This is a genomic window from Kribbella pratensis, assembly GCF_004365355.1.
Lineage (GTDB): Bacteria > Actinomycetota > Actinomycetes > Propionibacteriales > Kribbellaceae > Kribbella.
In genome coordinates this window covers 2,879,083-2,892,804 of sequence record NZ_SODP01000001.1, presented here as the reverse complement: position 1 = coordinate 2,892,804, position 13,722 = coordinate 2,879,083, and the positions used below count along the sequence as shown (strand labels likewise).

13 protein-coding genes are annotated in these 13,722 nt (G+C 67.2%); 7 read left to right on the top strand and 6 right to left on the bottom strand.

Translation table 11 applies throughout. From position 1 onward, the window contains the following. The first annotated feature begins 8 nt into the window (after positions 1-8). Positions 9-728, top strand: coding sequence for a YqjF family protein (locus EV653_RS13625; protein ID WP_134102428.1), 720 nt, complete (start codon positions 9-11; stop codon positions 726-728). Here EV653_RS13625 and EV653_RS13620 read toward each other — a convergent pair. Continuing rightward, complete coding sequence (locus EV653_RS13620) at positions 667-1,443, bottom strand: hypothetical protein (RefSeq protein ID WP_134102426.1); 777 nt, start codon at positions 1,441-1,443, stop codon at positions 667-669. The two genes, EV653_RS13625 and EV653_RS13620, sit on opposite strands and share 62 nt — an antisense overlap. A gap of 67 nt (positions 1,444-1,510) precedes the next feature. Here EV653_RS13620 and EV653_RS13615 point away from each other — a divergent pair, with 67 nt between their 5' ends. The 3 genes from EV653_RS13615 (at position 1,511) to EV653_RS13610 (ending at position 3,038) form a co-directional block, all read left to right on the top strand. After that, a complete protein-coding gene (locus EV653_RS13615) occupies positions 1,511-2,005 on the top strand; it encodes a MarR family winged helix-turn-helix transcriptional regulator (RefSeq protein ID WP_238159716.1) in 495 nt (164 codons plus the stop codon). A gap of 74 nt (positions 2,006-2,079) precedes the next feature. Continuing rightward, complete coding sequence (locus EV653_RS41115) at positions 2,080-2,253, top strand: hypothetical protein (RefSeq protein ID WP_166679385.1); 174 nt, start codon at positions 2,080-2,082, stop codon at positions 2,251-2,253. Further along, positions 2,250-3,038, top strand: a complete 789-nt coding sequence (locus tag EV653_RS13610) for a GNAT family N-acetyltransferase (protein ID WP_166679384.1) — start codon at positions 2,250-2,252, stop codon at positions 3,036-3,038. The genes EV653_RS41115 and EV653_RS13610 overlap by 4 nt, the downstream gene beginning before the upstream one ends. On the opposite strand, the gene pip is transcribed toward EV653_RS13610, so the two are convergent. The 5 genes from pip to EV653_RS13585 form a co-directional block, all read right to left on the bottom strand. Continuing rightward, entirely contained in the window at positions 3,035-3,988 is a 954-nt protein-coding gene (pip, locus tag EV653_RS13605) for a prolyl aminopeptidase (protein ID WP_134102424.1), read from the bottom strand. The two genes, EV653_RS13610 and pip, sit on opposite strands and share 4 nt — an antisense overlap. A gap of 186 nt (positions 3,989-4,174) precedes the next feature. Continuing rightward, on the bottom strand, positions 4,175-5,479 hold the full coding sequence (locus tag EV653_RS42460) for an HNH endonuclease signature motif containing protein (protein WP_134102421.1): 1,305 nt from the start codon (positions 5,477-5,479) through the stop codon (positions 4,175-4,177). Next, positions 5,383-5,889, bottom strand: a complete 507-nt coding sequence (locus EV653_RS42455; protein WP_134102418.1) for a DUF222 domain-containing protein — start codon at positions 5,887-5,889, stop codon at positions 5,383-5,385. Before EV653_RS42455 ends, EV653_RS42460 begins: the two co-directional genes overlap by 97 nt. A 162-nt stretch (positions 5,890-6,051) precedes the next feature. Beyond that, entirely contained in the window at positions 6,052-6,630 is a 579-nt protein-coding gene (locus EV653_RS13590; protein WP_134102415.1) for a GNAT family N-acetyltransferase, read from the bottom strand. Then, positions 6,627-7,421 carry an SGNH/GDSL hydrolase family protein gene (locus EV653_RS13585; protein WP_202871588.1) on the bottom strand — a complete coding sequence of 265 codons (795 nt, stop codon included), beginning with the start codon at positions 7,419-7,421 and terminating at the stop codon, positions 6,627-6,629. Before EV653_RS13585 ends, EV653_RS13590 begins: the two co-directional genes overlap by 4 nt. Positions 7,422-7,463: 42 nt before the next feature. Here EV653_RS13585 and EV653_RS13575 point away from each other — a divergent pair, with 42 nt between their 5' ends. The 3 genes from EV653_RS13575 to EV653_RS13565 all read left to right on the top strand — a co-directional run bounded on the left by EV653_RS13575 (position 7,464) and on the right by EV653_RS13565 (position 13,718). Continuing rightward, positions 7,464-10,535, top strand: a complete 3,072-nt coding sequence (locus EV653_RS13575) for a sacsin N-terminal ATP-binding-like domain-containing protein (RefSeq protein ID WP_238159715.1) — start codon at positions 7,464-7,466, stop codon at positions 10,533-10,535. A gap of 250 nt (positions 10,536-10,785) precedes the next feature. Beyond that, positions 10,786-12,627: an ABC transporter substrate-binding protein gene (locus EV653_RS13570; RefSeq protein WP_134102409.1), complete on the top strand. Its 1,842-nt coding sequence runs from the start codon at positions 10,786-10,788 to the stop codon at positions 12,625-12,627. Continuing rightward, on the top strand, positions 12,624-13,718 hold the full coding sequence (locus tag EV653_RS13565) for an ABC transporter permease (RefSeq protein WP_134102405.1): 1,095 nt from the start codon (positions 12,624-12,626) through the stop codon (positions 13,716-13,718). Before EV653_RS13570 ends, EV653_RS13565 begins: the two co-directional genes overlap by 4 nt. Positions 13,719-13,722: the final 4 nt, after the last annotated feature.

Below are 13,722 nucleotides of genomic sequence, written 5' to 3'. Positions count from 1 at the left end.
ACGGCGACATGGCCTGGCCGGCGGCGCCCGCGCTGCGGCGGCCGCGGATCCTGCGGCAGCGGTGGCTCGATCTGTCGTTCCTGCATTGGGCCGTCGAGCCGGCCGACGTCGCGCACTTCTTCCCGCCGGGAACGCGTCCGGACACCTTTGAGGGACGCACGTACGTCGGTCTGGTGCCGTTCCGCATGGTCGACACCGGGTTGCCGCGCGGTCCGGGCGTGCCGTACTTCGGCTCGTTCCTGGAGACGAACATCCGGCTCTACTCGATCGACGAGACCGGTCGCCGTGGTGTCGTGTTCCTCAGCCTCGACGCGAACCGGCTGGCGGTGGTCGCCGCGGCGCGGACTGTCTTCGGGCTGCCGTATCGGTGGGCCCGCATGAGTCACGTGCGCGACGGCAACCACCACACCTACACGTCGAGATTGCGTGGGATCGAGTCGGCTGTGGGGATCTCACTGGGGGAGCGCTTGCCTGTCGGACCGCTTGAAGACTTCCTCACCGCCCGCTGGGGTCTGCACATCGAGCGCGCCGGCCGCACCTGGTACCTGCCCAACGAGCACCCTCCCTGGATCCTGCACTCCGCGACGCTTACCTCGCTGGACGCAGATGCCTTGCTGAAATCCGTCGGTCTGGTGCCTCCGGGTCGGCCGCCGGACCATGTCGCCTTCAGCGCGGGGGTGCCTGCTGCGTTCGGTCTGCCATTAGGCCAGCCGTCTCCTGGACGATGAACTTCAGATCCACCTGCGTCGCCCAGCGGTTGACCTCGGCCGCCAGTGCTTGCGAGCCCGCGATGTCGCCTTCATCGCGCAGCAGCACGGCGAGCAACGTCTGCTGAGCCAGTGCTCCGAGCAGATGCCCGACCTTCTGCCGCAGCTCGGTCGATCGCTCCCAGTGTTGTCTCGCCAGCGCCAGGTCGCCCGCAGTGTGTGCGTGGTCGCCGAGATGCCTGAGCGCGAGCGACATCAGCAGCTCGTCGCCTGCCTCCTCGCCCAGTTGGTACGCCGTTGTGTAGTGCGCAAACGCGTCCTCTGACTGGTTGTAGAGGTTGTCCGCCATCACACCCGCGTAGAACGTGACGGCTCCTCGGCGGGCATCGTCAGGCGCGTCGGCGATCAGCTGTCGGGCGCGCTCCGCGAGATCTCCGTCGTCGGCGCGTGAGCCGAACAGGGCGGTCGAATAGTCCTTCCGGAGTTTCAGCATCGCGAGATCCCACGACTGAGCTGCGAGAGCTTCAACTGCGGCCAGGGCCGCGGGGGCGTGGTTGGTCTGTTGAGCGAAGTCCTGGTCTGTCGCGACCTCGGCCCGGGCCAGCGCGAGGGCCAGGTGCTCGGTCGGATCGTCGGGGTCGGCGGCGTTCAGGAGCGCGGTGGCGGCGGACCACTGGCCGGCGCGCATGAGGTGAGTGGCGGCGGTGACGACGTCTACAGCTGCGAGCTGGCTCATGCCGAAGAGAGTATTTCGACGTCGAAATATTTGACAACTAACCTTCAGCGGCTGAAAGATTAGATGGGTGAAGGACTTTGTGGATGCTCATGTCGAGCTCTGGGCCGGTCAGTTGCCAGGGCTGGATCCTGAGGTCGAAGGGATCACGGTCCGCATGCAGGTCCTGACGCGGTACCTCGAACGCCGGCGGGAGGCCGTGCTTGCGGAGTACGGGCTGCAGTTGTGGGAGTTCAAGACCCTCCATATGCTCCGCCGCGGCGGTACGCCGTACCGGGAGACGCCAGGTGGGTTGGCCAAGCAGCTCGGGATGTCCGCGGCGGCGCTGACCAATCGTCTTGATGCGCTGGAGCGGCGTGGGTTCATCGAGCGTGCGCACGACCGCGACGACCGGCGCAAGGTCGTCGCGACGCTCACCCGGTCCGGGAGCGACCTCTGGGAGCGTGCCATCGGCGATATCAGCCGGGTCGAGGAGGAGCTGGTCCACCAGCTGCCGGCCGCTGACCGCACCCGGCTCGACGACCTGCTGCGGCAGCTGGTTCTCATCACCGAGAAAGATTTCTAGCCGCGTCATGTCAATCTGAGCCCGCCGGCTCCGACCTCTGGGTGTAAGCGCCGAAGATCCTGGAGGACGGACCCATGGAACCGCTGAACCTGATGGTCTCGCTGAGCCACTTCGCCAACGACAACCGCGACAACAAGCACGGCCTGAGCGAGCGCGCCGGCCGCCGTCGCCGTACGGACAGCAGCGCGACTCCCGAGCGTCGTCGCAGTTGGTGGGTGATCCGATCGCGTGTCAGAGTCCTTTCGTGACTGATGCCTCGAAGCGCGAGCAGTTGCTCGCTGTGTACGACGACCAACTGCGCGGAACCAGTGAGAGCGCGGACGTGCCGACGAGCATGGACGGCCCGGTGATCCGGGTCGAGTACCCGAGCCGCGGGTTCGTCAGCTATCGCACGCTCGACGGTCTCGACAGCGCCGAGATCGACGCGCTGATCGCCCGCCAGCGCGACTACTTCGCGGCCAAGGGCCAGGCGGTCGAATGGAAGCTCCGCGGTCACGACCGGCCCGCCGACCTGCCGGACCGGCTGCGCGCCGCCGGGTTCGAGCCCGAGGAGCAGGAGACCGTGCTCGTCGCCGAGAGCGCCGACATCGCCGAGCGCCTCCGCGGCCGTGACGCGGTCGACGGCGTCACGATCCGCCTGGTCTCCGACCGCGCCGACTTCGAGCGGATCGCCGCGATGGAGTCGACCGTGTGGAACGACGACTGGTCCTGGCTGGCCGACGACCTGGTACGCCGGCACGCGAGCGGCACCGACATCTTCGTCGCCGAGGTCGACGGTCAGGTGGTCTCCGCCGCCTGGGCCGTGTACAAGAAGGGCACCGAGTTCACCGGCCTGTGGGGCGGGTCGACGCTCGCCGAGTGGCGCGGCAAGGGCATCTACAAGGCGCTCGTCGCAGTACGCGCCGCTCGTGCCGTCGAGCTCGGCTACAAGTACCTCCACGTCGACGCCTCCGACGACAGCTCCCCGATCCTGCAGCGCCTCGGCTTCCTCGCGGTCACCACAACCACGCCGTACGTGCACAAACCGGCTTAGAGGCCGGCGAACCGGGCCACCGTGTTGCGCACGTACTCATGCATCGCGGGACTGCCTTTGTGGCCTGCGTCGGCGAAGGTAACCAGTTCGGCGCTCGGCCAGGCTTGAGCGAACTTCCACGCGGCGTCGAACGGACAGCTCAGATCGAGCCGTCCGTGGATGATCACCCCTGGGATGCCTGCCAGGATTTCGGCGCCGCGAAGCAAAGCCCCGTCGTCGAACCAGCCGTCGTGGGTCGCGTAATGGGCGCAGATCCGTGCGAAGGCCAGCAGGTCGGCCGAGGCGCGGTCGCTGAAGGGTGCCGGTTTGCCGTGGAGCTCCAGGGACAGGACAGCGTCCTCCCAGGCCGACCAGTTGAGCGCCGCCCTGGATCGCACCTGCACATCGGGGTCGTTCATCAGCGTCACGTAGGCAGCGACAACGTCTCCAGGCTCGGTGACGTCGTTGCGGAACCGCTCCCACTCCGCTGGGAACAGTTGTGCGACCCCGCCGCGATACAGCCAGTCGACCTCCGCGCGGCCCATCAGCCAGAACGCGGGCAGCACCATCTCCGACACGCGTTCGGGATGCCGTTCGGCATACGCGACTGACAGCGCCGATCCCCACGAACCGCCGAAGAGCAACCACCGTTCAACCTCGAGCTGCGCACGTAGCTGTTCCATGTCGCGCAGCAGGTGCTCGGTGGTGTTGAGCGACATGTCCGTTGCGAGCTCACTCGCATGAGGGGTGCTGCGTCCGCAGCCCCTTTGATCGAACAGGATGATCCGATACCGCTCCGGATCGAACAACTTCGGCGTACCGGATGGACTGCCGCCACCGGGTCCGCCATGAACGATGAGCGCCGGCTTGCCATCCGGATTCCCGCGCTCCTCCCAGTAGACACGGTTGCCGTCACCGGTCTCCAACATCCCGGACTGACGAACCTCGGTCGAGGAGTGTGTGCCAGACATATGAACCCCTCCAAGGGCAAGAAAGTCATCGCAGACCGTACCCGTCTAGGGATCCAGCCCCTCGCATAACCACCCGATCGGCTTGCGCTGTCAGGTGAAGGCACGTGGAGAAGCTCGGCGGACGGCACCGCTGAAGCTCACCGGTCGGCACACGCTGCTCCGGTACACGGGCACTCGGTGGGTACGTCAGCCGACGTCAGCTGCTTGGCCTCCCCACGGATCGAAGGGCGCAGGTTCCGTCGGGCGGGCAGGTGTGGGTGGCGGTGTGTTGTTCGGGCCTGATGGGTGGTCGTCGTCGGACCACGGGTCGGGGCGTGGGGTGGTCGGTTGGTGGACTATGTCGGCGGTGGGTGGTTTGTACTTGCCGGGTGGGATGGCCGTCGGGTTGGCCCAGGTGGGGTGGGTGACCTGGACGACGCCTTCGAGGATGCGGATGCGCCAGTGGCCGGAGTGCAGGTCGCGGTGGTCACGTTTGCACAGGAGCGCGAGGTTGGAGACGGCGGTGATGCCGCCGTCGAGCCAGGAGACCACGTGGTGGGCGTCGCAGTGGATGGGTGGCGCTCCGCACACGACGCAGCCTTTGTCGCGGGCGTTGAGGGCGCGGCGCATCGGACGGGTGACGAGGCGTTGGCTGGTACCGACGTCGAGTGGTTGCGATTTTGACCCGAGGACGATCGGGAGGATCTCGGCGTCGCAGGCCAGCTGGCGGACAGTCGCGGCCGACAGGTTGTCCCCGAAGATCAGCGCGCCGGTGGCGTTCGCGGTAGCGGCGGCGAGGTCGTTGTAGTCGATGGTGATGCTGATGTGTGGCTTGGCCCCGTGACCGGGCACGAGCTGAGGATCGCCGCCCGAACCGTCCGCGTCACGTCTGTCCGCATCACGACCTTCGGCGTCACGAGCGCGTGCGTCGGGCCGGCCAGTGTCAGCCGGCGGGAGGGGAAGCCGGATGAGCGTGCCGCCCTCGCCGTCGCTGTCGTCGTCAGTCGCGCAGTCGTTCGCGGTGCCACTGTCGGCCGGCCTGGTGTGGGCGGCGGCTGTGCTTGTGACCGTGCTGGTCAGGCCGGCGGTGCCGGTCGTGCCGGCCGTGCTGGTGGTGTTGAGGATTGTGGTGACGGCGTCGGCTTGGCGTTTGCTCAGGGGGCGGGGATCGAGTTGGCCGTCGACGGTGCGGTGGGGCTTGGCATGGGCGTGAATCAGGGTGCGGAAGAGTTCGGCGTTCTCGTTGGCCAGGAAGCCGCGGAAGGTGACGCCCCGGTCGGCGGTCTTCCAGGTGAGGGACTCGCGCGCATACGCGGCCTTCTCGTCGGGCTCGGGGCCGTCGGGGTCGAGAATGTCGCGAATCTTGTGGCCGGCCTTGCGTAGGTCCGACGGTGTGTGGGTGGCGGCCAGGTCGATCAGTTGCCGTTCGGCGAACTCGAGATTCTCGGCCGGGACGCTCGGGGGCAGCTTGTCGAGGATCGCCACGATCGCCGCGGCCTGCGCGGGATGCACCCGCCACGTCCCGGGCACGTCGGTGTCGTCGGTGTCGTCGGTGTCGTCGGTGTCGCCGGTGTCGCCGGTGTCGGTGCTGTCGGGGTGTCGGGGGTGGTGGCTGTGTCGGGGTTGGTGAATGGGAAGGCGGGATCGGGGAGGGCGGCTGACGTGGCGGCGTACTTGGTCAAGGCGGTGGCGAGGCGAACGTCGCGGTGGGCTTCGGTGGAGTCGATGCGATAGCGCTTGATCAGCAGCCGCGCGGTGTTGCCGGCGCCGAGCTCCGTCGCATACCCGGCCTGGTCGATGGCTGCGATCAGCTGCAACCCGAGAGTCTTCAATCGGGACGTCTCAGCGAAGACCGCGTCGAGAGCCGACAGCATCTCGCTGTCGCTCATCGACCAGACGGGTCGTTCGCCGAGGATCTCCATGCCGCCAACTGTAGACACGACCTCCGACAGTTTTTCAACCCAAGATCCCCTTATTTTCAGGGAGTTCCACGACCCGCAGGTTGTCCACAGCCAAGCGGGTTGTGCGCAGATTCGCAGAAACTTGCTTCAGGCAACGAATGGTGATGAGTTGCTGGTTGCGGGTCAGGCCGGCGGTCGGTAGAGCGCGTAGTGCATGGGGCCGTTGTGTGGTAGTTCGAGTTCGGCGATGACGGTGAAGCCCAGAGATTCGTAGAAGCCGACGTTCGCGGGTTCCTGGGTCTCGACGAAGGCGGGGGAGTGGGCGGCGTCCGCGGTCGCGAGACCGGGGGCGATGACGGCGTGGCCAAGGCCTTGGCGCTGGCGGTCGGGGTCTACCGCGGCGAGAGCGAGTAACCAGACGGGCATGCGCGGGTGGAACAACCCGATCGCCTGGCCGTACTCCGCAGTGAGCGCGGCGCGGGATCCGCTGAGCTCCTGGAACGCGGCGGCATGTGGTGCGAACGCGTCGGCCGGCATGTCCGGCGGAAACCAGACCGCGACCGCGCTCACGTCGTCGGTGACCCAGATCCGCCCGTGCGGCAGCCCGATACCTTCGACGAACAACCGGTGGTACTTCGTGAGTCGTTCGCCATACCCGTCCGGGTCGAGGCAGGCCCGGGACATCGGGTAGTCGAACAACGCGCGGGTGAGCGTGCCGACCGCCGCGTCGACGTCCGATTCGGTTGCCTCGCGCACCTTCATGTCCGCAGGACCTCGATGATCAGGTCGGCGACGCCGCGCATGCCGGCCGCGTTCGGGTGGTACGGAACGAAGCCGCCGAGGTTCGGCGGCAACATCGTGAAACCGGTCGTCCACGGCTCTGCCGAACCAATCGCGTGGTCGCGACTCGCCGCCGACGCCGCGACCAGGTCCGCACCCGTTGCCGCCGCGGCCTTCGCGAACGCGCCGGCCAGACCCTCCGCCATCATCGCGACGCTCGGTAGCTGCTCCTCGTTCAGCGGTACGTCGAGGCGCGGGCGCGTGGCCGGTCCGATCAGGCTGAGGTAGTCGACGAGCAGGATGCGCGCGTGCGGTGAACGCTCCTGCGCCTGCTCGACGACCTTGGTCAGTGAGTCCGCGACGGCCTGGTACGACGCTTCGTCCTTCAGGTAACTGACGCGCGCCCGGATCCGGTTCGCGACCCGGCGGCCGAGAATCGTGGCGGGCTTCGCGATCGTGTTGAGGAAGCTCCCGCGCAGGAACGTGCCGACGTACTCGAGATCGTTGCCGCCGACGGTGATCGTGACCAGCGCGGTGTCCGGAGTGAGCGCTTCGAGCTGCGGTGGCGCGTCGTCCTGTGGGGTGTCGAGCAGGTGCGCGGTGGTGGCGCCGGAGTACGACACATCCGTGAGGTCGAGGCCGAGCTCCGCGGCGACGAGGTGCGCGTAGTTGTTGCCCGAACGGCCTGCGGGCGGGTGCACGATCGGGCTGATCCCCGGTCCTGCTGCGAACGAACTACCGAGGGCGACGTACCGGCTGCCGGATGCGATCACCGGACCACGATAGTCCTTCCGGAGGTACGACATACTGCCTCGGTGACTGACGACGTGTTCGGTACGGCGGGAATTCGCGAGCGGGTGCTGGCCGGATGGACGGCCGCACCCGTTCGCTTCCGTGAAGACGCGAACGCCGAGGAGGAACTGGCCCTCGGCGGGTACGTCGACCGGCTGGTGATCGAACTGGCCCAGAACGCCGCCGATGCGGCCGCACGCGCCGGCGTACCAGGCCGGGTGCTCTTCGAGTTCAAGAACAACACGCTGGTCGTGGCGAACACCGGTGCGCCGTTGGCTGCGGACGGCGTCGAGTCGCTGGCGACCCTGAGGGCATCAGCGAAGCGCGAAGAGCCTTCAGTGGGGAGGTTCGGAGTCGGCTTCTCCGCTGTGCTTGCGGTGACCGACGAACCGGTCGTGCTGTCGCGCACCGGCGGCGTGCGGTTCTCGAAGGCCGACACCGCGGCTGCGATCGCCGGACTCGCGGCTGATCTCGACACCGAGGTACGGCGACGTGACGGGCAAGTGCCGGTCCTTCGACTCCCGTTCGAAGCTGACGGCGAACCGCCCGCGGACTACGACACCGCCGTCATCCTGCCCCTCCGCGACGAGGCGGCTGCCGCGCTGGTCCGGCGCCTGCTCGCCGAAGCCGACGACGCGCTCCTCCTCGCTCTGCCCGGCCTCCAGCGCATCGAGATCGAGACCGACGACGACCACCGGATCCTCCAAGATGTCGAGTCACGCTGGCATATCCACCGCACTCTCGGCACCTTCGACGCTGCAGAACGCGAGCAGCTACTGGCCGACCGCCCCACCGAGGAACGCTCCCGCCCGAACTGGTCGATCGTGTGGGCTCTGCCCCGCAACCCGCCGCCGCAGCCTTCGGCTGCTGCGGCGGCCGGGGAGGCGGGAGACGCGGCGGCGGCGGTGGCGGTGGCGGGGGAGGCGGGAGACGCGGGTACGGCTGCGGCGGTGGCGGAAGCTGCGGTGGAGGTGCCGGGGGTTGTTCATGCGCCGACGCCTACTGACGAGCCGATGTCGCTCGGTGTGTTGTTGTTGGCGACATTTCCGCTTGAGTCCACTCGGCGCCATGTGGCGAAGGGTCCGTTGACGGATTGGCTTGTGCGGGAAGCGGCGGCGGCGTTCGCCGGCCTCCTGAGTGAGCGAGCCAAGGCGGGCGACATCGTCCTCCACCTCGTCCCGACCGGGCTCGCGGCCGGGACGCTGGACCGGATGCTGCGCGAGGAGATTCTGAACCATCTCCCAACGACTCCGCTGCTGAGAGCTGTGGAGGACGGGTCTCTGCTGCGGCCGCGGGACGCCGTCGTGGTGGAGGGGGCGGACGACGCGTTCAACGAGAAGCTGGCGCCGATCGTGCCGGGCCTGATCAGATCGCGGCGGGAGGATCGACTGGCGCTGGATGCCTTGCAGGTAAGGCGTTTGGAGCTGGCTGAGGTAGTGGATCAGCTTGGGGGAGAAGAGCCGGCCGAGTGGTGGCGCAAGCTGTATACCTCGCTCAGCGCCATGGTCACCGATGCGCTGATTCGGGAGTCGCTCGGCACGCTGCCGGTGCCGCTTGCCGACGGGCGGCTGGTGCGGGGTGCGCGCGGATTGCTGCTGCCCGGCCCGGAGATCCCGGTCGACACCCTGGCAGCCTTCGGTGAGTACGGCGTACGTGTCGTGCATCCCGACGCCGTCGACCCAGCACTGGAACGACTCGGCGCGATCCCCGCCACCCCGCGATCGCTCCTCGAGGACAGTGCCGTCCGCACCGCAGTCGAGCACTCCGCCGAGGCCGACGACCCCGACGCGATCGCCCACGCCGTACTCAGCCTGGTTGCCGCCGACCCAGCGCAAGCCGAGGGGCTCTGGTGGCTCAACGACCTGGTACTCCGTGATGCGGACGGCGAACTTGTGCCCGCAAACGCCTTGGTTGTCGAGGGTTCCGACGCACAAGCCATCCTCGACCCCGACGAGGTCGCACCCATCGCCAGCGACGTCCTCGACCGCTACGGACTGCCCGCGCTCGAAGCCGTCGGGGTGCTCGCGACCCTCGGCGTCGTCGCCGCCTCCGACGTCGCCCTCGATCAACTCCCCGAAGCCGTCCAGGACCTCGACGCGATCGAGGACTGGGCGTACGACGTCGCACCCGAAGGCTCCCGGTACGGCGCAACCGTCGGCGAGCTCGAGGCGATCCGTGACCTGGACTGGATCACCGACGACAACTGGCCGAAAGCCCTGCAGATCATGGGTTCTGAGCCCGATCTCCGCCGGGCGCTCGTCACTCAGATCCGCGTCGTCGGCCCGGACGACCGGCCGCTCGGCGTACCGTCCTACGCCGCCTGGTGGATCCGCGAACACGTCCTCCTTGACGACGGCGAACCACTCGCCGGACGTGCGGACCCCGAAGCCGAACCTGTGCTCGCGACCTTCCTCGACGAGGCGCCTGCCTGGACCGCCGCCCTCGATCCGGAGATCCGTACGGCGATCGGCCTCGTCCGCGAAGTCGGCGACCTCGACGCCGACGGCATCAGTCTGGTACTCGACCGTTTGGCCGACCCCGAACGCGAGGTCGATGCCGCCTCGATCCTCCGCCTGTGGACCCGGCTCGGCACGCTCGCGCTGTTCCCCGGCGATGCTCCGGAGCAGACGCGTGTGCTCGACGCCGATGGCGTGACCCGGGTGATCGACGCGGATCAGGCCGTCGTCATCGACGGTCCGATGTGGGTGCAGCGGGACGACCTCGGCGGGTTCGTGATCGGCTCGGGCGCCGCGGCCGACGGCCTGAGTGATCTCCTCGACGTACCGATGGCCCAAGAGATTGCCGAGGGCAAGATCGGCGGCGAGGGTACGGCGGCCGACGTACCGCCGATCGTCCGCGAGCTGGTGCCCGAGGTGCCGGCGACCTGGTGGGAGCACGAGGAGCTCACCGTCGACGGCGTCGAGGTCTCGTGGTGGGTGGACGCCGACGGCGCCCCGCACGCGGCGACGTTCGACGGTCTCGCCAAGGCCCTGGCCTGGTCCGCGGGCCGGTGGGACCGGCGGCATGTGATCCGTGCGGTTCTCAACGAACCGGACCGCAGCACCGAACTTCTGGTCGACGCTGTCTACGACTGACCGGAACCGGCCGCGGGGGCGGATCTGCACGCCCTGTGACCGCCGTTGGAAGCGTTTCCGCCTCCGGGCGTCACTCAGAGCGAACCAACGTTGTCAGAGGTTGGTATATCGACTGATCTGCGGATATGACGTCCGGAGTTCAACGTGGCAATGAACTCTTGCCAACGTTGTCAACGCTACTTATAGTCCGTGACACCTCTCGGTCGGTGAACAGCTCGTCCGCGCAACGGAAACGGAGGTGACTTTCGTCATGAACGAAGCACCGCGCCCACAGTTCGAAGACGTCCAAGATGTCGTCCGCTATCAGCTGAGTCGGCGAAGCATGCTCGGCGGAGGTGCCGCGGCGGCGATGACCGCCTTCCTCGCCGCCTGCTCCGGCGGCGGCGGCTCGTACTCCGACAAGCCCGCCAACAACAACAAGCCGGTCGCGACCAAGTCGATCCAGATCGGCAAGGCCAACATCCCGGTCCCGCGGGACCAGTCGGTGATCGTCGGCCAGGTCGAGTACACCGTCTTCGACAGCTTCAACGGCATGATCCCGAACGGCTCACCCTCGGGCGCCGGCGTGGAGCTGAGCACCGAGCCGTTGTTCTACCTGAGCTTCGCCACCGGCGAGATGCGTCCCTGGCTGGCGACCGAGTACAAGTACAACGACGACCACACCGAGGTCACCTTCAAGTTCGACCCGAAGGCGCACTGGAACGACGGGAAGCCGCTGGGGGCGGCCGACTTCAAGTTCACGATCATGCTCCTGAAGGACCGGCCCGACCTGTTCGGCGGCGGCGGTGAGCTGAAGGAGTTCGTCAAGGACATCGAGGTTCCGGATCCCCAGACCGCGGTGGTCAAGATGCTGAAGCCGGGTCCGCGGTTCCACTACAACTTCATCTCCGCGATCGCGGGTCCGCCGCTCGGGATCATGCCCGAGCACATCTGGAAGTCGCAGGACCCGACGAAGTTCAAGGACAACCCGCCGGTGCACAGCGGTCCGTACAAGCTGAAGCAGGCGATCCGGAACCAGAAGATGTTCGTCTGGGAGAAGGACCCGAACTACTGGAACAAGGACAAACTCGACGTCAAGCCCCAGTACGTCGTCTACCAGAGCACCTCGAAGCAGCTCGACCAGGCGTCGCTGGCGTTCGAGCGTGCGGAGTTCGACGTCGGCTCGGTGGACGAGCCGCACGCCAAGCAGCTGCGCAACACCGGCTACCCGGCGCTGGTGACGACGCAGTTCCACGACCCGAACCCGCGGGTGATGTGGCTGAACTGCGACCCGTCCCGCGGTGTCATCTCGGAGCCGAAGATGCGGTGGGCGATCAACTACTGCCTCGACCGGGAGAAGATCGGCAAGTCGATCTGGCCGGTCCCGGTGCCGCCGGCGCAGTACCCGTGGGCGGACTACCCGACCAACGACAAGTGGAAGAACGACGAGCTCGCGAACAAGTACAAGTTCGAGTTCAACCCGGACAAGGCAACGCAGCTGCTCGACGAGATCGCGCCGAAGAACGGCGCCGGCAAGCGGATGTACAAGGGCAAGGAGATCAACCTCGAGATCATCACGCCCTCGCCGGTCGACGGCGGCGAGTACGCGATCGCGAACGTGCTGAAGACCGAGCTGGCCAAGGTCGGCGTACCGGCCACCCTACGAAGCCTGGCCGGCAACGTGCACGACGAGAAGTTCCAGCGCGGCGAGTACGACATCGACTCCAGCTGGGCCGGCATCGCGATCGACCCCGAGCAGCTGTACTCGGACTGGACCAGCGACAAGTACCAGCCGGTCGGCAAGAACGCGGCCGGCAAGAACAAGCTGCGGTACCGCAACCCGAAGTTCGACGAGATCTCGAAGAAGCTCGCCACGCTCGACCCGGAGAGCCCCGAGGCGAAGCCGCTGCTGGACCAGGCGCTGGAGATCTACTTCCAGGACCTGCCGATGCTGTCGGTGATCCAGACCGGTTACCCGTCGTACTTCAACACGACGTTCTGGAAGGGCTGGCCGACCGACGACGACCTGTACGAGGTCCCGTTGAACTGGTGGCAGCACTTCATCTTCGTGCTGGGCAAGATCGAGCCCACCGGGCAGAAGGGACCGGCGTGACGGCGGAAGCCCCGCCCGCGGTCGCTGTCGACAAGAGCCAGGACTCCGCACCCGTCTCGGGGGTGCGGGCCTGGCTGTCGCGGCATCCGCTGGCGGCGTACGCGATCCGCCGGTTCGGGCTGTACCTGATCGAGTTGTGGGGCGCGCTGACCATCGCGTTCTTCTTCTTCCGGCTGATGCCGGGCGACCCGATCCAGACCCTGATCCAGACTCTGCAGCAGAACTACATCTACAACGCGCAGGCGAGCGCCGAGATCATCGCCCGCTACAAGCACGAGTTCGGCCTGGACGGGAACCTGCTGACGCAGTACCTGGTCTACATGCAGAAGCTGATCCTGCACGGCGATCTCGGGCCGAGCCTGATCAACTACCCGACGCCGGCCCAGACGGTGATCCTGCGATCGTTGCCCTGGACAATCGGTTTGCTCGGCATCTCCGCCGTGATGGCGTGGATCCTCGGGGTCGTCATCGGCGCGATCGCCGGCTGGCGGCGCGGCAAGCTCGGCTCCGCGATCGCCACCAACCTGTCGATCGCGCTGTCGCACGTGCCTTACTTCTTCGTCGCGCTGATCCTGGTGTACGTCTTCGCGTACTCGATGGGACTGTTGCCTGCGAGATCGGCGTACGACTCCAACATCAATCCAGGGATCAGCTTTGCCTTCATCGGCAGCGTGCTGAAGTACGGGTTGCTGCCCGGCCTGTCGATCGTGATCATCGGGACGTTCAGCTGGATCCTGTCCACCCGGATGCTGATGATCCCGATCCTCGGCGAGGACTACCTGGTGTATGCCGAGGCCAAGGGGCTGAAGAACTCGCGGATCCTGACCCGGTACGCGCTGCGGAACTGCTACCTGCCGCAGATCACCGCGTTCGGTATCTCGCTGGGCTTCATCTTCAACGGCAACGTCCTGGTCGAGCAGCTGTTCAGCTATCCGGGGCTCGGCACGACGCTGGTCACGGCGATCCAGCAGCTCGACTTCAACACGATCCTCGGCGTCACCGATATCGCGATCTTCTCGGTGCTGACCGCCGTCCTGCTCCTCGATCTCCTGCTCCCGCTGCTTGACCCGCGGGTCAAGTACTGGAAGTGATGAC